18 protein-coding genes are annotated in these 16,740 nt (G+C 65.8%); 13 read left to right on the plus strand and 5 right to left on the minus strand.

Features of this window, described 5'->3' with window-relative positions; genetic code table 11:
• Nucleotides 1–53 precede the first annotated feature (53 nt).
• The gene (locus ABTW65_RS28230; protein WP_350666385.1) at nt 54–749 is read right to left on the minus strand and encodes an SDR family NAD(P)-dependent oxidoreductase; all 696 of its coding nucleotides are present in this window, start codon (nt 747–749) and stop codon (nt 54–56) included.
• Nucleotides 750–904: 155 nt separating this feature from the next.
• Here ABTW65_RS28230 and ABTW65_RS28235 point away from each other — a divergent pair, with 155 nt between their 5' ends.
• Nucleotides 905–1,759, plus strand: a complete 855-nt coding sequence (locus tag ABTW65_RS28235; RefSeq protein WP_350666387.1) for a helix-turn-helix domain-containing protein — start codon at nt 905–907, stop codon at nt 1,757–1,759.
• 5 nt (nt 1,760–1,764) lie between these two features.
• Here the strand turns inward: ABTW65_RS28235 and ABTW65_RS28240 are convergent, their stop codons facing one another.
• Nucleotides 1,765–2,148: a winged helix-turn-helix transcriptional regulator gene (locus tag ABTW65_RS28240; RefSeq protein ID WP_350666388.1), complete on the minus strand. Its 384-nt coding sequence runs from the start codon at nt 2,146–2,148 to the stop codon at nt 1,765–1,767.
• An 87-nt stretch (nt 2,149–2,235) separates the two neighbouring features.
• Between ABTW65_RS28240 and ABTW65_RS28245 the strand changes: the two genes are divergently transcribed.
• Nucleotides 2,236–3,126 carry an NAD(P)-dependent oxidoreductase gene (locus tag ABTW65_RS28245; protein ID WP_350666390.1) on the plus strand — a complete coding sequence of 297 codons (891 nt, stop codon included), beginning with the start codon at nt 2,236–2,238 and terminating at the stop codon, nt 3,124–3,126.
• A gap of 47 nt (nt 3,127–3,173) precedes the next feature.
• On the opposite strand, the gene ABTW65_RS28250 is transcribed toward ABTW65_RS28245, so the two are convergent.
• Complete coding sequence (locus tag ABTW65_RS28250) at nt 3,174–4,034, minus strand: alpha/beta fold hydrolase (protein WP_350666392.1); 861 nt, start codon at nt 4,032–4,034, stop codon at nt 3,174–3,176.
• A 78-nt stretch (nt 4,035–4,112) separates the two neighbouring features.
• Here ABTW65_RS28250 and ABTW65_RS28255 point away from each other — a divergent pair, with 78 nt between their 5' ends.
• Nucleotides 4,113–5,006, plus strand: coding sequence for a phosphotransferase enzyme family protein (locus tag ABTW65_RS28255; RefSeq protein ID WP_350666394.1), 894 nt, complete (start codon nt 4,113–4,115; stop codon nt 5,004–5,006).
• Nucleotides 5,007–5,023: 17 nt separating this feature from the next.
• On the opposite strand, the gene ABTW65_RS28260 is transcribed toward ABTW65_RS28255, so the two are convergent.
• Nucleotides 5,024–5,728 (minus strand): TetR/AcrR family transcriptional regulator, encoded by a 705-nt coding sequence (locus ABTW65_RS28260; protein WP_350666396.1) that lies wholly within the window; start codon nt 5,726–5,728, stop codon nt 5,024–5,026.
• Between the two features lie 207 nt (nt 5,729–5,935).
• Between ABTW65_RS28260 and ABTW65_RS28265 the strand changes: the two genes are divergently transcribed.
• From ABTW65_RS28265 to ABTW65_RS28300, 8 genes are all read left to right on the plus strand, one after another.
• A complete protein-coding gene (locus tag ABTW65_RS28265; RefSeq protein WP_350666398.1) occupies nt 5,936–6,157 on the plus strand; it encodes a hypothetical protein in 222 nt (73 codons plus the stop codon).
• 5 nt (nt 6,158–6,162) lie between these two features.
• The gene (locus ABTW65_RS28270) at nt 6,163–6,714 is read left to right on the plus strand and encodes a DUF6879 family protein (RefSeq protein ID WP_350666400.1); all 552 of its coding nucleotides are present in this window, start codon (nt 6,163–6,165) and stop codon (nt 6,712–6,714) included.
• Nucleotides 6,715–6,762: 48 nt separating this feature from the next.
• Nucleotides 6,763–7,638: a helix-turn-helix domain-containing protein gene (locus ABTW65_RS28275; RefSeq protein WP_350666402.1), complete on the plus strand. Its 876-nt coding sequence runs from the start codon at nt 6,763–6,765 to the stop codon at nt 7,636–7,638.
• 82 nt (nt 7,639–7,720) lie between these two features.
• Complete coding sequence (locus ABTW65_RS28280) at nt 7,721–8,299, plus strand: carboxymuconolactone decarboxylase family protein (RefSeq protein WP_350666404.1); 579 nt, start codon at nt 7,721–7,723, stop codon at nt 8,297–8,299.
• Nucleotides 8,300–8,504: 205 nt separating this feature from the next.
• The gene (locus tag ABTW65_RS28285; protein ID WP_350666406.1) at nt 8,505–9,002 is read left to right on the plus strand and encodes a DUF4365 domain-containing protein; all 498 of its coding nucleotides are present in this window, start codon (nt 8,505–8,507) and stop codon (nt 9,000–9,002) included.
• Nucleotides 8,999–10,177, plus strand: a complete 1,179-nt coding sequence (locus ABTW65_RS28290; RefSeq protein WP_350666408.1) for a hypothetical protein — start codon at nt 8,999–9,001, stop codon at nt 10,175–10,177. The genes ABTW65_RS28285 and ABTW65_RS28290 overlap by 4 nt, the downstream gene beginning before the upstream one ends.
• 141 nt (nt 10,178–10,318) lie before the next feature.
• Nucleotides 10,319–12,397 carry an ATP-dependent nuclease gene (locus ABTW65_RS28295; RefSeq protein ID WP_350666409.1) on the plus strand — a complete coding sequence of 693 codons (2,079 nt, stop codon included), beginning with the start codon at nt 10,319–10,321 and terminating at the stop codon, nt 12,395–12,397.
• Nucleotides 12,398–14,248: an ATP-dependent helicase gene (locus tag ABTW65_RS28300; RefSeq protein WP_350666411.1), complete on the plus strand. Its 1,851-nt coding sequence runs from the start codon at nt 12,398–12,400 to the stop codon at nt 14,246–14,248. It begins immediately after the preceding gene.
• 159 nt (nt 14,249–14,407) lie between these two features.
• Here ABTW65_RS28300 and ABTW65_RS28305 read toward each other — a convergent pair whose 3' ends face one another.
• A complete protein-coding gene (locus ABTW65_RS28305) occupies nt 14,408–15,022 on the minus strand; it encodes a TetR/AcrR family transcriptional regulator (RefSeq protein ID WP_350666413.1) in 615 nt (204 codons plus the stop codon).
• Between the two features lie 57 nt (nt 15,023–15,079).
• Between ABTW65_RS28305 and ABTW65_RS28310 the strand changes: the two genes are divergently transcribed.
• A complete protein-coding gene (locus ABTW65_RS28310; RefSeq protein WP_350666415.1) occupies nt 15,080–15,562 on the plus strand; it encodes an FBP domain-containing protein in 483 nt (160 codons plus the stop codon).
• A 119-nt stretch (nt 15,563–15,681) separates the two neighbouring features.
• A complete protein-coding gene (locus ABTW65_RS28315) occupies nt 15,682–16,737 on the plus strand; it encodes an alpha/beta fold hydrolase (protein WP_350666417.1) in 1,056 nt (351 codons plus the stop codon).
• Nucleotides 16,738–16,740: the final 3 nt, after the last annotated feature.

Below are 16,740 nucleotides of genomic sequence, written 5' to 3' on the forward strand. Positions count from 1 at the left end.
TCTCGGCTTCCTCGCCCAAATCGTGAACGGCCGATAACCGCCAGATGTGACCACTACCACGCGAGCTGTCCGTCCTTGTCCTGGAGCGTTCCGGTGGGGACGTCGAGATCCAGGGTGGCGAGGCGTACGACTGTCTTGGCGCTCTCCGCGGGCGACTCGGCGATGTCCTCGATGCCGAAACCTGCGGTCATGTCGGTGGCTGTGGGGCCGGGCTCGACGGCGTTGAACCTGATCTCGGGGTTCGCCTTGGCGTACTGGACGGTCAGCATGGTCGCGGCGGCCTTGGAGGCGGCGTACAGCGGCAGGAACATCTCGTGCTCGACCCGGTCGGGGTTGGTGTTGACCCAGAACGAGCCGAGGCTGCTGGACACGTTGACCACCCGCGGGTTCTCCGAGCGACGCAGCAGCGGCAGGGCGGCCTCGATGACCCGGACGATCCCGACCGCGTTGACGTCGAAGACCCTCAGTGCGGTCGGGCCGTCGAGCGGCTCGGCGACGAGGACGCCGGCGTTGTTCACGAGTACGTCGAGGCGACCCTCGGCCGCCTCGACGGCCGCCAGCGCGGCGTGGACCGACGCGTCGTCGGTGACATCGAGCTGTACGACGCGCGCGCCGATCTCGGCAGCCGCCTTCTCGCCTTGCTCGGCGTCTCGTGCTCCGACGTAGACGTCGTAGCCGGCGTCGGTGAGCTGGCGGGCGGTCTCGAATCCGATGCCCTTGTTGGCACCGGTGATGAGTGCGACGGTCATTGTCGTTCTTCCTCTCGTAGGACGGCCCGATCGGGCCGTCTTCGACGCTAGGCACGCCGGTGACCACCGCCCAGAGTCCTGGTCAGACCAGGGTCTGACAGGACCCCCGCTGTCCGCTCGGGACCGACCTAGGCTGGAGACATGAGGCTGCACACATGAGTGAGGTGACGAACCCGCTGGGCGCGTTCCTGCAGGCCAGGCGGGCGCTGGTGACGCCGGAGGCGGCAGGCATCCCGGCCGCGGGCGTACGTCGTGTCCCCGGGCTGCGCCGCGAGGAGGTCGCGATGCTGGCCGGTATCAGCGCGGACTACTACCTGCGCCTGGAGCGCGGCCGCGACCGCAACCCGTCGGCGCAGGTGCTCGGATCGATCGCGCGCGTGCTCCAGCTGGACGACGACCACACCGCCCACATGATGTCGTTGGTCGCGGAGGCTCCCCGCCGCCAGCGTCGGCGCCGGCGCAAGGAGACCGTCCCGCCCGGGGTGCTGAAGCTGCTCGACTCGATGGTGCAGCCCGCGTTCATCGAGGGGCGCTACTTCGACATCCTGGCCGCCAACAGCCTCGCCCGCGCGCTCTCGCCGCGGCTCGCCGCCGGCGGCAACCAGATGAGGGACCAGTTCCTCGATCCGGACCAGCAGTCGTTCCACCCGGATTGGGAGCCGATGACGGAGTGCTTCGTCGGCAACCTGCGCCAAGCGGTGGGCACCGACATCGACGACCCGCGTTTCATCGAGCTCATCGGCGAGCTCTCCCTGGGCAGCGCCCGTTTCCGGCAGCTGTGGGCACGCCATGACGTACGCGGCCAGATCGGCACCCCGGTCCGGATGAACCATCCTCAGGTCGGCGAGATCACCCTCAACCGGGAGCGGCTGGCCATCAACGGCACCGACGATCTGGTGCTCGTCGTCTACCACCCCGACGCCGGTTCCAGCGACGCCGACAAGCTGGCGCTGCTGGCGTCCGCCGGGCTGCCCACGCGGCCCGTTGCGTCGGAGGCCCGACCAGCCTGACCGGGCTACGACGGTCGGGGCAGCAATTCTGCGTCGCGATGTTCGACGAGCTCGGTTCGCTCGCGGGCGATGCGGTCCATGCCCCAACGCCCGAGCGGCCCGAGCGCGGCGTTGAGGGTGCGCCCGTGGTCGGTCAGCGAATACTCCACCCGCGGCGGGACCTCGGCATAGACCTCCCGGTGCACCAGCCCGTCCTGCTCCATCTCACGCAGGTGCTGGGTCAGCATCTTCTCGCTGACCCCGGGCAAGCCGCGGCGCAGCTCGGCGAAGCGGCGTACGCCATAGTTGTCGAGCTCCCACAGGATCAGCCCCTTCCACTTGCCGCTGACCACGTCGAGCGCGGCGTCGATGCCGCAGATGTAGGGACCGCTTCGGGCCGGCTTCGTCACGGGTTGCTCCTCACGAACCTTTTGGTAAGTACCCCAGTAAATAGTGGGTACTCCCGCCATCGTACGTAAAGCCCGAGGATTGTCCTCATGAATCAACCTCTCACCCCCGTCACCGTCATCGGCCTCGGCCCCATGGGTCAGGCGATGGTCCACAGCCTGCTCGCGGCCGGGCATCAGGTGACCGTATGGAACCGCACGGCATCGCGAGCCGACGAGGTCGTCGCCGCGGGCGCCCAGCTGGCCGACTCGCCGGCGAAGGCCGTCGCCGCGAGCGACCTGGTCGTCCTCAGCCTGACCGACTATCAGGCGATGTACGACGTGCTCGACTCAGCCACCGACGAGCTGAAGGGCCGTACGGTCGTCAACCTCAGCTCGGAGTCCCCCGACGGGACGCGTCGGGGCGCTGAGTGGGCGGCCTCGCACGGCGCCGACTTCCTGACCGGAGGCGTGATGGTCCCGGCCCCGATGGTCGGGACACCCGATGCGTACGTCTATGTCAGCGGCCCGGCCGACGTGCTCTCGCAGCACGAGGATGCGCTGGGTCGCATCGGGTCCGTCCGCTACCTGGGTGAGGATCCGGGGCTCGCGCAGCTGATGTACCAGGCCAACCTGGACATCTTCCTGACCTCCCTCTCCTCGCTGCTCCACGCCGTGGCGCTGCTCGAGACGGGCGGCATCAAGCCGTCGGCGGCCATCCCGGAGCTGATGCAGACCCTCGCCGGCATCCCGCCGATGCTGGCCGCCGGCGAGGACCTCGGCGCCCAGCTCGAGGCCGGCCAACACCCCGGCCACCTGAGCACCGTCACGATGATGGGCGCCACCGCCGACCACCTCGTCGAGGCCAGCGAGGCAGCCGGCATCGACGTCGACCTCCCCCGCGCCGTCCAGGCCCACTACACCTGGGCCCGCTCCCGCGGCCACGGCGGGGAGAACTGGTCCCGCATCATCGACGCCATCCGGCCGTACGCGCGGGGGTGAACTGTCGTGCGGGGCGGCCTCCCGCAAGGAGGCCGCCCCGGCGGCAGTCAGGAATGAGCCGTGAGCCAGTCGATCACGTCGGCGGTGATCGCATCGCGGTTGGTCTCGTTGAAGATCTCGTGGCGCGCCTCGGGGTAGAGCGTCACCGTCACATCCTTCAATCCGGCCTCGCGATAACGCTCCCCCAGCAGCTCGACCAGGGCGCCACCTCCGGCAAGCGGGTCGGCGTCGCCAGAGACGATGAGAATCGGCAGGTCGGAGCGGATCCCACCGACGACTGCCGGGTCGGCCAGACGCTCGGCGCCGGCGAACAGCTGAGGCACGGCGGTGTCGGGCAGGTCGAACCCGGACAACGGGTCTGCGACGTACGCATCGACCTCGGCCTCATCGCGCGAGAGCCACTCATACCCGGTCCGGTGCTCGAACCCGGCGTTGAACGCCTCCAGCCCGACCGGACCCTCGGCGCTCGAGAGCGCACCAGCGAGTACGTCGAGTGCGGTCGAGCCTGACAGCACCACACCGTCGTACAGGTCGGCCCGGTCCAAGATCACCGTCTGCGCCGCAAAGGACCCCATCGAGTGCGCAACCAGGAACAGCGGGATCCCGGAGAAGTCATCGCGCAGCGCGACACCCACGGCCGCGACGTCGGCCACCAGCGCCTCGAAGTCGAAGTGTCCGAGCTGGTCGGCCGACGCGACGGACCCGCCGTGACCGCGGTGGTCGACCGCCCGCACGACGTACCCAGCCCCAACGAGAGCCCGAGCGAGCCGGTCGTAACGCTGCCCGTGCTCGGCGATGCCGTGGGCGATCTGGACAACGCCCCGCGGCGAGGACAGCTCCTCTCCCCATGTCCGGATCGCAAGCGCGGTGCCGTCGGTCGGCGAGACGAATGTGGCTGTGGTGGGCATGGGGCCTCCTGGTGACGGGGTGCCTATGCTGCCATTCCTAAGGCGACCCGGCAGGCCATCAGGCTTCGAGAGGCTTCGATGACAGCGACACCTTCGACCAGCGACGACCTCGAGGCGCTGCAGCGGGCAGCACTGCAAGCGGGGTTGGACGCAACGGACGCCCGTTTGTTGAGGAACGGCACCAACGCAGTCTTCCTACTGCCGAACGCGAACGTCGTCGCCCGCCTTGGCCGCCCAGGGACCGCCGACAACGCCATACGCCAAGTCGAGATCGCCTCCTGGCTCTCCGCCAACGGGATCGACGCAAACCTCCCGATCGAAGGATTGGACCTCGTCACCGCAGCCGGACGGCCCGTGACCTGGTGGACGCCGATCCCAACTCACCGCCACGCGACTCCCGCAGAACTGGGCACCATGCTCCGCAAGCTCCACGACCTTCCGGTGCCGTCCACCATTGACCTGCCGGACCTCGACATGGTCGAACATGTCGCCGATCGCATCGGGTCAGCACAAGCACTCCTGGCTTCTGACCGCGACTGGCTTCAAGGCCGACTCGCCAACCTGGACGCAGACCTGGCAGCCACCGAGGTCCTCGAAGCCCGGAACGTCGTGCACGGCGACGCTTGGCAGGGCAACCTGGTCGTGCCGGACGACGGCTCACCGATCCTTCTCGACTTCGACAACATCTCGATCGGGCACCCGGCCTGGGACCTGATCCCGCTCGCCGTCGACCACGAAGACTTCGCCCGGATCGACAACGAGGACTACAGCGCCTTCGTCACCGCCTACGGCGGCTACGACGTACGCGAAGCGCCGTGGTTCCGAGCGCTCGCCGACCTGCAAGAACTGCGTTGGACCGCGTACGTCGCGGTCAAGGCAGCGCACAACGCCGACGCCGCGGCCGAGGTTTCCCACCGCCTTGCCTGCCTGCGTGGCGAGGTCCCTCGGCCCTGGAGTTGGACCGCCTTCTAGCCGAGCAGATTTCAGCCTCAGAGTGCGCCGACTTCAACCTGATCCAGGAGCGTTTCGGCAGTCTTTGTAGTGTGCTCGATTCGGTCATTGTCGACGCCACACAGGCGTAGACACGAAGACGCAATCCAGACCGCATCATCCATGCCAATCTGGTGACCAGCGTTCCGGAGACCGATCACTTCCTCAACCGTGTGAACCAGTTTCTCCCCGAGCCTGACTAGCCCGATGGGCGCCCATGCGTCGGCCGTTGTGATCCGCTCTGCCAGGCGGGCGTACGTAGCTGCCAACTCCTCGCGGGCGGAGGTGAACTCGTCGAAGCCTTCAACCTGAGCGACGTCTGGAGCGAGGTAGAGCCAGCCGATGTTGTGCGGCACGCTCGCCAGAGTGCGTACGTCTGTGAGGGCTACGAGGTACAGGACGGCATCCGGCTCCTCGGTCAGTGATTCGATCCGAGCGACGCTGTCCATGGTGGGCCTGATCGTCCGGCCCAGGAGCTCGGTGACGATCTCACCCTTGCCGGCGAAGTGGTAGTAGAGGCTCGCTTGGCGGATCCCGACAGCTTCGGCGATCTCTCGGGTCGAGGTGGCGGCGTAGCCCTTGCTGGTGAACAGCCGAGCTGCCGCCTCGAGGACCTGCTCGCGCGGAGAGCCTGCGAGCAGAGGAGGCGTGAGGCGTGGGCGGCCGGGTCGAGGGCGCGGGTTGGCGCTGGCTGCGGAACTCATGTTGCTCCGTCCCGAGTGATTGGAGTGATGGGTCCCGGGGCGACCGATTGGCTGAACCAGTCGGCGCCCCAGGCATCATCAGTGAATCATATTATCAATCGAAATGTAAGAAACATGCTTGCGTGACCATCGCCCACAAGAGCATGATTGCTGCCAGCAGGCTGACTCAGAACAGGCTGAGACAGCGTGAACACGGAGGCACTCGGCATGGCCCTCACACGTATCGCGGTAGTCAACAATTGCGACGACACCAACTGCCCGTCGGTGCACACGACCGACGACCCAGGAGTCCTGGTCGTCCAAGGCAACAAGCTTGACGCCGCCACCCGGGCCGAACTCAGCGGAACGCTGCCCGATCATGAGGACGCCGTCTCCATCCCGGCCGACGTCATCCTCCGCGCAGCGCGGGTCATCGAAGGCCAAGGCTGACTGGCGTGGGGACAGAGAAGACGACACCCGACCCGTCATGGGCAGATTCGTTCCAGGCTCTGACCGAGTCGTGGTTCCGCCTCGAGACGCTGCAGGTCTACAGCATCGAATCCGAGCGTGACGAGTACGAGGAGTTCCTTCGCACCGGGCAGCTCGATCCGCGTCGCAAGGAGGAATGGCGTGCGCTGATCGCGCGGCACGCGAGCGCGGGCCGTTCATTGCGGCGTGTGCACGTCATCGAGGAGCCGGTCACCGACTACCTGCGATACGAGATCGCCGCGTACGTGGGCAACCACGCCGCGGGTGAGGACATCCGCCTGATCCCGGTGCCTCGCGGTCAGTGGCCAGAAGGGCTGCCTCGGGAGACTGACTTCTGGCTCATCGACGACGGGCTGCCCCACGGCACCGCGTGGGCGATGGACTATGACAAGGGCGGTGGTTTCCACGGAGCCGAGCAGGTCCTGGACCCCGCGACGCTCGAGACATACCGGCGCTGGCGCGACACTGCGCTCGCGGCGGCAGTGCCGTTGAACGACTATCTTGGTCGCGACGCCTGACCTGACGGCGCGAGGATGACCGAACGATGATCGAGGAGACGATGCGGCGTGGGCGGCCCGACCCGACGAGCACGAGAGGCGCTCGGGGAGGCGCTTCGGACAGCGCGACGCGAGGCGGGACTGACCGGCATTGCACTCGCTGAGCAGCTGAACCAGCCCGGCAAGCCGTGGTCGCAGCCGAAGATCTCCAAGATCGAAGCCGGCCGCCAGGTGCCCACCACCGGCGAGGTCCGCGCCTGGGCTGCGGCCGTCGGCGCCGACGCAGATCGGCTGCTCGCCATCCAAGAGCGCGCATCGTGGGAGTACTCGGTCTTCAGAGACGCCTTCCAAGACGAAGACGGTGCGGCTGCGTTGCAGCGTGCAGCCGCGGCAGCCGAGAACGCCGCGACAACGATCTTCACCTATCACCCCACCAGCGTGCCCGGCCTGTGCCAGACCGCGGACTACGCCACCGCACTGCTCAAGCTGGTCGGTGGCCCGGTCGAGCATGGCGCGAGCGAGGACGACGTGGCCAGAATGATCGCCACCCGAATGCGTCGTTCTGCGATCCTCTACGAGCCCGGGCGCGAGGTCACCGTCCTCGTCGCCGAGGCTTCGCTCCACCCGCTCGTCGGCGGCCCAACGGTCATGCGCGCACAGTTGGAGCACCTCGCCGGCCTGGCCACCAATGCTCGGGCGACCGTTGGGATCATCCCGCTCGATCAGTACCCCGTACTCCTCGGGCACGGCTGGGTCCAGCGCGACCGAATAGTCACCATCGAGACCCAGGCCGGCAGCCTGGAGATCGCTGATCCGACCGAGGTCTCCCAATACGAGCGGTGGGCCGAAGCACTCACATCGGTCGCACTCACCGGCCAGGACGCCGCGCGCCGCTGTCTAGCACTCGCACAAGCCATTCCCCAGCCCGACAGCACCCGCGCCTGACCTACAGGTTCCCATCCCCAACACAGGGGACGTGCAGCACCAATACGGCACAAGGTAAACAAGCCGCCGATGTGCTGGGCGCGTGACTTTCTTGGATGAACCTGCGCCGAGCGCCGGGCAGGAAAGGCTGTACGCCGCCGACGTCGCTGACCACGGCTACGTCTGGGACCTGACCCGGATATGGGCACATCAGCCGGAGGCGAAGGAACAGCTAATGGCGCTGTTCGCCTCCACGGCCGACGCAGCGGGGCTAACGCCGCGCGACAAGGCCGTGATCGTGATCGCCCAGGCAGCGGCAATCGGCGACTCCTACTGTGCCGTCGCATGGGGCAAGCGCCTGTCCGACTGGGCAGACCCGCAGACCGCGGTCGCCGCGCTCATAGCCGCCAACGAGCCGTTCAGCGAACGGGAACAGGCATTGGCCGCTTGGGCACGCACTGTCGCCCGCTCCCCTGGCAGCAGCACGCCGCAAGACATCCAGCGTCTGCGCGACGCCGGGTTCAAGGAACCACAGATCGTTGCCCTGACCATCTTCGCCGGGCTGCGCACGGCCTTCTCCAGCATCAACGGCGCGCTCGGAGCACGTCCAGACACTGCCCTCGTAGGGGCCCTCGATCCGGGGGTACGCAGGGCCATCGCCTGGGGACGTGCACCCGAATGACGGGGAAGACCCAGCCGCCCCTCACCTCCCAGAGTGACGCAATGCCGAGAGGTCAGACATCTGCGGCCGTCAATCCAGCAAACGTCACGCACGAGCACATGGGTCGGCGTCGTATCGTCGTACGGCCGACCGGTGACTCGCTGGCCACGGGTTTGTCCCGATTTCCCGCACGCCACAAGCACCGTTGCTTTACTGTCGGTGCACAATGACCGGACCGATCAACGATGTCGCGGGTCAGCAGAAGGAGTGGTTCAGTCGTTCCTTCCTCGTCGGAATCGCGGCCGCCGCGAAGTTTCCGGTCGAACTAACTCTCAACGACGTCAATGGGGTCGATGCGACGGTGCACGACGGCGGGATCAGTACCGATTGGCAACTCAAAGGAACGTCCTCGCCCGAGTACAGCGCCGACGGGAGCGCGCTTTATTTCGACCTGGACGTGCGGACATACAACCTGTTCGTTGGTGATCGAAATTCCACGGGCTACCTGGGGGTAGTTGTCGTGCCGAAAGACGACGCCGACTGGGCCGCAGTCTCGGAGAAAGAGCTCAGCCTTCGATACTGCGGCTACTGGCAGAAGGTCACCGGCATGGCACCCACCAACAACACGGCAACCGTCCGGATCCATCTACCACTCCGGCAGAAACTGACCGTGACAGGCATCAAAGAAATCATGTGGGCGGAGCGGAAGCGGATCTCGGCATGAATGACGAGCGGACCGCGCCGGCATACGACCCGCGCCCAGAGGACATTGCGAGTTGGCTCGCAGATCATGACTGGCAGCGAGCCAGCCAGAACCCGCAACGGCCGGTGCTTTGGTCTTTGGGCGAAAAGGAAATATTGCAGCCAACGCTCCGTGATGCCAACGATTACGACCTTCGCATGGCGCAGATGCTTCGCACCCTTGCTGGATGGTCGAGCCGATCCGTTGAGGCACTCGCTGAGGAGATGGTTCATGAACGGTCAGACGTTAGTGAGTGGCGGGCGGGTGGCCTTCATGCCCGCGACTTCAGCATCCCGTTGGAGGACGGGCTCAACCTCGTTCAGTCGGTTCGCAACGCCTTCGTGGCCGCCGCGAACGCCACGATCCATCGACGCGGCTACTTCGGTCACGGGTCGCTCAAAGCGGCGCGGGAGCATGCCAAGTCAGTCCGTATGGGGCAGACGCGACGTGGAAGTTATGTGATCCCGATCGTCAGCCACATACCGGACGAGATTGCTCAAGTCGATGAGGTCCAAGGCCGTCTCGATGTCGAAGTCAGCACACAACCATTCGAGCGCCGGGTGATGGCCCAGCTCGCTGAAGCCCTCGACGCCATCCGACAGTTAGCTGTCACGTCGGACCGCGAACCATCGCAGCGAGAACTGAACGAAAGCGTAGCCAGGGGCGTTTCCCACGAGCTGTGCTCAGCACTCGATAGCGCGCTAACGTCGAAGTCCTTCGGTGACCTCGATGTGAAGTTCACGTGGGCACGCCGTGCGGCGCGCCATCCAGACGTCGGCCATGTTGAGTTCCCGAGGGCGGCAGGTCCTGTCATCCATAACATGGCGGAGAAGCTGCGGGGCAGCGACGTGATCGCTGAACAGGTCATGTCGGGCACGGTTTGGCAAACCAAGTACGAGCACGGCGATCAGGCTGGTTCCATCAAGGTGCGCACTCAAATCGGCAGGCGCACTCGAACAGTCACAGTCCCACTCAACGCTGATCAGATGCATACAGTCTACGAAGCAGCGGCGCAAGACAGACCGGTCTTCGTGCAAGGCCAACTCGTACGCGAGTTGGGGCGCGCGTGGTACTTCCAGTCGGTGTCCGAGTTTGGCGTTGCAGAATCCGCTCCCATTTCTTGGGGCGTCAGCACTACCGTCGATGAGCCGAAGTAGCCCGACACTTCGGCCTCGGGCCCGCCGACGACTCTCTGCTTACTCAAGTTTGTTTTGTCGGGAGAAAGACGTCGCTGGCTCGACTTGACTAGAGACCGTGTGGCCATTGGCGCAATGGCGAAACTAGGAATAGGAACTAACATGGCGCTTCACATCAGTCGTCTGCGGATCTCGAACTTCCGCAACTTTGCCGAGTGCGAGATCGATCCCTTTCCTACGCCCGCGGTCATCGTCGGGGAGAACGGTGTCGGCAAGAGCAACCTGTTGCACGCTCTCCGGCTCGTCCTGGACCCCGATCTGCCGGACTCAGCCCGCCGGCTTCGGAACGAGGACATCCACGACGCGGCCGATGGACCACTAGGGCGCGGTCTGGCCGGCGGCGCCGAGGTCGTCGTAGAGGTCGAGTTCGAGGGCTTCGATGACGAAGACGACGCGCTCGCGGTCTTGTCTGATGCCTTGATAAAGGTGACGCCGCCACGTCGTGCACGTCTGGTGTACCGGTTCGCGCCGAGGCAACCGTTCAACTTCGAGGAGCCGCCAAACGCATCTGGAGACAACACTCCCTCGTACACGCCGTTGGACTACGACTTCGAACTTACCCAAGGCATCGGCGAGGTCACAGACGGCTCTCGTGTGCGGCGCTACATCAGCTTGCGGGTGTTGCCTGCCCTCCGCGATGCCGAGAGCGACCTCGCAAGGTGGAACCGCAGCCCGCTGCGGACCCTGCTCGAGGAGCTTCCCCTCAATCCGGCCCGCCTGGCGTCAGTCGCCGCTGATATCGACGCCGCCGCCGATCGGTTGGCTCATGAGCCCGAAGTCGATGGCCTGCAGAAGAATCTTGCGACCAGACTGAAGAAGTTAGTCGGGCCACAGCTTCCGGTCGACCCTCATGTCGGCATCGCCTCTAAGGACCCAGATTCCCTGCTGCGAGGGCTGCGTCTGTTCGTTGACTCCTCTCGCACCAGGACTGTCGCCGACACGAGCCTCGGCGCGGCCAATGTCCTCTACCTAGGCATGCTCATGGAGGCTCTGGACGTGCGGCGGGCTGCGGCCGCATTCGTGACGACCATTCTCGGAGTCGAGGAGCCCGAGGCCCATCTCCACGTTGCAGTTCAGCGTCGACTGTTTCGACATTTGCTGGCTACCGAGCCAGCGATGTTGCTCACCACGCACAGTCCTCACATCGCCGCGGTCGCACCGCTGGCGTCCTTACTTCTGCTGCGAGCGAGCACCTCAGGGACGGTCACAAGCACAACTCTCGGTGCCGGGCTCAGCCACGATGAGTCCCAGGACATCAGCCGTTATCTCGACGTCACGCGCGCCGAATTGCTCTTCGCGCGCTACGTCATCCTGGTCGAGGGGGCTGCGGAAACCTACGTCGTCCCGGCAATCGCCAAGGCCGCCGGGTTCGATCTCGATGAGTACGGCGTCGTGGTTGTCAACGTCGCAGGGACCGACTTCGCACCCTACCTCCAACTGCTCGGCACGCACGGCCTACGCGTGCCTCAAGTCGTCATCACCGACGGCGACCCTCTTCGTGGATCGAGGAACGCCGAACTTGGCCTACGCCGGGCCGCGCGGCTGGTGGATGACAACACCGTTCGTGCTCAACTCGAGACGGACATCGACGAGCTCAAGAGGCTTGAACGTGCGGGCGAGGACCGGTCAGCGCTCTGTCTCAGACGCACCCTCCAGGACACCTGCGCAGCCGAAGACATATTCGTCGGCGACCGCACGCTCGAACTCGACCTTCTACCATTGCTCGGCGACGAGTTGGCCGTCGCCTACTCCGAGCTCGCGACTGAAGGGCGGGCCCAGAGCATGGCCCGCGATATCCGCTTGGTCCTCAGCACCGAGGGAGCAGAGGGGATGGTTACAAGGGACACCCAGCGCCTAGCGGACAAGGCGGTCGCGGAGCACCTAAACACCACGCCCGAGCAGCGTCTCAAAAGGATTCTTGCTCGCGTGGAAGAGCGAGGAAAGGGCCGTGTGGCGCAGCGGTGGGCGAGCCACATCGAGGACGTGGACCTGCAACATTGGCTACTGATACTCCTCAAAGACTTTGGCCAAACGGTCGACGCCGACATCGTTAACGGTAGGAAAGACGTGGACTCCGAACTGATCGCGTCGAGCGGGTCGGCTCGTGCTTGTCTACGTGCGCTCGACCGCGTCAGCCGAGCAGTCCGAGAAGCCGCTCTGTTCCCAGCGACGGAGCCCTGAGTGACCGCCGCCTTCACGAGGCCGCGTGGCCTGCCGAGGGGTCTGGCCAAGGCAATCGGCGAACTCGACGCTGAGCAACACTCGGCACTGGCCGCCGAGGGCAACCTAGTAATCACGGCGGGCCCGGGTAGCGGTAAGACCCGCACAGTCCTGGCTCGCGCCGGCTACCTGCTCTCAACCCAGATCAGCCCATTCCGCGGTCTGGCAACCATCACCTACACCAACCAGGCCGCATCCGAACTCCGCGGGGGACTGATCCAACTCGGCATCGACGCAGCCCGGCTGTTCGCCGGCACAATGCATGCCTTCTGCCTCGCCCACGTGCTGCCATACGCCTCTCTGGTCGACGTCCACTTCCCAGCACTCGACCGGTTGATGACAAAGTCGCAGATCCGGAACCTGGAGCAGGAATGCGCAGACGCTGTCGGCCTCAACGTCTGGTCCATGCGCGAGCACTTCCCAGGGCTGCGCCGACGAGTCGCCGCGGGTGAAGACCTCTCAGGCGTGCCTGTCGCGCACGTCCGTGCGGTCAAGCACTACGAGACACTGTGCAAACGGCGCGACATTTGGGACTTCGAGGGAATCGTTCTCAACTCGGTGTGGCTGCTTGAGAACCACCCGGAGATCGCCGAGATCATCCAAGCGAAGTTTCCGGTCGTGATGGTCGACGAGTACCAGGACCTCGGCGCAGGCCTGCATCGGCTGGTTGAACTGCTCATAGCCGCCGGAGTCGAGATCACCGCGGTTGGAGACGTCGACCAGAGCATCTTCGGGTTCACCGGCGGCGATCCGGTCTATCTCGAGGCATTGGGTCGCCGCGGCGATTTCACGGTGCAGCGTCTCATCACGAACTATCGCTGCGGGTCTGCTGTTGTCACCGCCGCCGAGCACACCCTCGACCAAGCCAGGGGCTATCGAGCAGATCCGCTGCGCTCCGATCCAGGTCTGCTCGAGTTCCGAGTGATAGAGGGAAGCCCTGCAGAGCAGGCACACCACGTCGCGACCGCTGTCCGTCAGTTCCTCCAAGCTGGGATCGCAGCCCACGAAGTCGCCGTGCTTGTTCGGAACCGGAAGCCGCTAGCACGTCTAGTCGAACAGGAACTACGCTCCGCGGGGATACCTGTACAGCATGGCGGCCTCGCGACGGGCCCTACTACCGAGCTCGGCCGGTGGCTCGAGGCGGCGGCGCTCTATGCGGTGTGCATGTCACAGCCGACTGATCCGAACTTTCCGCCCGAGATAGGAGCAAGTCGACTGCTGGATCGTGTGGAGGCGCTGCGCCGAGTCGCAGGTGCCCCTCCGCCGTACGAGCCTCGGCTCACACGGCTGACGCACCTGCACACCACCCTGCTGGGCGACTCCTCGACGAGAGGTACCGCAGTCTGTGACTGGTTGCGTCGGGTCGTCGACACGCTTGGCCTCGAAGTGCTCGCTCAGCACACGGGTGACCCCCGGTCGGTCGATGAACTGATCGAGCTGCTTTCAACGTCCGAAGAAGTCACGCTCGCTGACCTTGCTTCGGACACCGCGGGAACTGGAAGGGTCGTGATTTCCACGTTTCATGGCGCGAAGGGACGCACCTTTTCGGCGGTCGTGATCCCAGGGCTGACAGAGGGTGTGGTCCCGCCCTGGAAAGGCCCAGCTAGTAGTCGCCGTCCGATGACCGGACGAGCTCTCGAGGAGGAGCGGCGCGGCTTCTACGTCGCTCTGACCCGCAGCCGCGGCAGCGTCTTGCTTCTGGTCTCAAGTACCGGCGTCGATAATCAGGGCTACGTAACTCGACGGGGTTACTCGAGCTTTGCTCGACACTTGTCCGATCGCCTCGGCGCCAGCCTGACGGTTGAGATGTGAGCAACCCGAATCTGAGGTTCTTCAAGTGCGTCGTCGAGGCGTTCCGTTCGCGTCGGAGGATGCCCCCACGTCGGCGACCGGCTCGAAAACGACATCCGGCCGGCCACTGAGGGCGGGATGGCGACGATACGGATCTCGTCGCTCGCCGAACTGCCGTGATCAGTGACGCTCGGCTGTCGCTATCAGGGTGAGCGTGCGGTCCAGGTCGTCGAGGACCTCGGGCCAGGTGGTCTCGCTCGGTGGGTCGCTGTGGGCGAAGGTGCCAGCGAGCTCGAGAGTGATGTAGCCGTGGATGAGGCTGGACATCAGCCGGACGGCGTACGTCTCGTTGGTCTCGGGGATGCCGTAGCTGCGGACGACGGTGAGGGCCAGGTCGGCGTTGCGGCGGCCGGCGGTGATCGCGGCAGTGACCGAGTCCGGGATCTCCGCAGCCGGATCGGAGGCGGGTGGGACGCGCTGGCGGGTGGTGGCGTCGTAGCGGCCGGAGGAGCGGCGGGCGAAGTCGCGGATGGCGTCGGCGTACGCCACGAGGAGGTCGCGGCCCTCCCCCGCGGCAATCGCGGTGCTCGTGGCGTCGGCGAGCTCGTCGAGGACGTACGCGGTGACGGCGGTGCGGAGGTCGGTGGCTCCTGAGATGTGGGAGTAGAGGGTCGGCGACCTGACTCCGAGGTGCCGCGCGAGGACCGAGATCGTGACGGCGTCGAAGCCCAGCTCGTCGGCCAGGTCGGCGGCGGCCGCGATCACGGCGCTCCGGTTCAGTCCCGGACGGCCCATCAAAACCCTCCCGATAACGAATTGCCTAACGGTTGTAGGAAACCTAGCATGGTTGACATGAAGCCGCTGACTGAGACCGACGTACGCGCATCGTTCGTCAACCTCACCAAGGGTGCGACCAAGCGCCTCAACCTCCCCGCTGACCTGGCCGAACGGCCGTGGGAGGACCTCGACTACCTCGGCTGGCAGGACCCGAAGGCGCCGCAGAACCACTACCTCGTCACCGAGCACGACGGCCGGCTCTGCGGTATTGCCCTACGCGCCTCGCGCGAGTCGCGAGGGCCGCGGAAGACGATGTGCGCGCTGTGCGCCACGGTCGGCGACGTCGCGCTGCTGGTCGCCTCCCGCGCCGGCCGCTCCGGGCAGGACGGCAACTCCGTCGGCACCTACATCTGCGCCGACCTCGACTGCTCCCTCAAGGCGCGCAACAAGCGGAAGCTCGACACCCCGGTCATCCACGAGACCCTCAGCGCCGAGCAGGTCGACCGTCTGCTCGGCAACCTCGACTCGTTCGTCGCGCGGGTGCTCCGGCCCGCATGACATGCGGTTGGCCGGTGCATCACCCGAATTGGGGTCACCTGCGGGCTACCGCGAGCGCGTCGCAGATCACATGATCATCTCAGGGTCCGACGTTGTCGAGTGAACCCGAAGGTGAGCGCATGATCGAGAACCCGTACTACACCAGAGATGTCCACGGCGACTTCGACCTGATCAGCGTCGGCGAGCTCCAGCTCGAGGAAGGCGGCACGATCCCCGACTGCAAGCTCGCGGTGGCAACGTACGGAGAGCTCGACGCGGCCAAGGACAACGTCATTCTCGTTCCGACCTGGTTCTCCGGGAGCCACCAGATCTGGCACGACGTCTATATCGGGCCGGACCACGCCTTGGACCCGAGCCGCTACTTCATCGTCGTGGTCAATCAGATCGGCGGCGGACTGTCCACCTCACCGCACAACGCCGACGATCCCTCGATCGCGATGTCGTCCTTCCCGCACGTGCGTATCGGGGACGACGTCGTGGCACAGGAGCGTCTGCTGCGCGAGCACTACGGCGTCGAGCAGCTGCAGCTGGTCGTCGGTGGCTCGATGGGGGCACAACAGACCTACGAGTGGGCCGTACGGTTCCCGGAGAAGGTCCTCCGTGCGGCGCCCATCGCCGGCACCGCCCGCAACACGCCACACGACTTCTTGTTCACAGAGGCCCTCAACGAGCAGATCTGGAGCGATCCGGGCTGGCAGCGAGGTGAATACCGGTCGCACACCGAGGTGGAGGACGGCCTGACCCGGCACGCCCACCTATGGGGGATCATGGGCCTCTCCACCGAGTTCTGGAAGCAAGAGGTCTGGCGGGCCTTGGAGTTCGAGTCCAAGGAGGCCTTCCTCGAGGGTTTCCTGGAGCCCTACTTCACCGCGATGGACCCCAACGACCTGCTCGCAACCGGCTGGAAGTGGCAGCGCGGCGACGTCTCCCGCCACACCGACGGCGACCTGCCGGCAGCGCTCGGTCGGATCACCGCCAAGACGTTCGTGATGCCCATCACCGAGGACATGTTCTTCCCCGTCCGAGACTGCGCCGCCGAGCAGGCATTGATCCCCAACAGCGAGCTGAGGCCAGTCGAGGACATCCTCGGACACCTCAGCCTGTTCGGTGTCGCACCGACGTACATGCCCCAGATCGACAAGAACCTGAACGAGCTGCTCGCCTCAGACGTCTGAGGG

It is taken from the genome of Nocardioides sp. NPDC127503 (assembly GCF_040302165.1).
Taxonomy (GTDB): Bacteria; Actinomycetota; Actinomycetes; order Propionibacteriales; family Nocardioidaceae; genus Nocardioides.

Coding starts and splice junctions, on each gene's coding strand:
- ABTW65_RS28230 (WP_350666385.1), bottom strand. CDS start 749: ATGACCGTCGCACTCATCACCGGTGCCAACAAGGGCATCGGATTCGAG.
- ABTW65_RS28235 (WP_350666387.1), top strand. CDS start 905: ATGAGTGAGGTGACGAACCCGCTGGGCGCGTTCCTGCAGGCCAGGCGG.
- ABTW65_RS28245 (WP_350666390.1), top strand. CDS start 2,236: ATGAATCAACCTCTCACCCCCGTCACCGTCATCGGCCTCGGCCCCATG.
- ABTW65_RS28250 (WP_350666392.1), bottom strand. CDS start 4,034: ATGCCCACCACAGCCACATTCGTCTCGCCGACCGACGGCACCGCGCTT.
- ABTW65_RS28255 (WP_350666394.1), top strand. CDS start 4,113: ATGACAGCGACACCTTCGACCAGCGACGACCTCGAGGCGCTGCAGCGG.
- ABTW65_RS28260 (WP_350666396.1), bottom strand. CDS start 5,728: ATGAGTTCCGCAGCCAGCGCCAACCCGCGCCCTCGACCCGGCCGCCCA.
- ABTW65_RS28265 (WP_350666398.1), top strand. CDS start 5,936: ATGGCCCTCACACGTATCGCGGTAGTCAACAATTGCGACGACACCAAC.
- ABTW65_RS28285 (WP_350666406.1), top strand. CDS start 8,505: ATGACCGGACCGATCAACGATGTCGCGGGTCAGCAGAAGGAGTGGTTC.
- ABTW65_RS28290 (WP_350666408.1), top strand. CDS start 8,999: ATGAATGACGAGCGGACCGCGCCGGCATACGACCCGCGCCCAGAGGAC.
- ABTW65_RS28295 (WP_350666409.1), top strand. CDS start 10,319: ATGGCGCTTCACATCAGTCGTCTGCGGATCTCGAACTTCCGCAACTTT.
- ABTW65_RS28305 (WP_350666413.1), bottom strand. CDS start 15,022: ATGGGCCGTCCGGGACTGAACCGGAGCGCCGTGATCGCGGCCGCCGCC.
- ABTW65_RS28310 (WP_350666415.1), top strand. CDS start 15,080: ATGAAGCCGCTGACTGAGACCGACGTACGCGCATCGTTCGTCAACCTC.
- ABTW65_RS28315 (WP_350666417.1), top strand. CDS start 15,682: ATGATCGAGAACCCGTACTACACCAGAGATGTCCACGGCGACTTCGAC.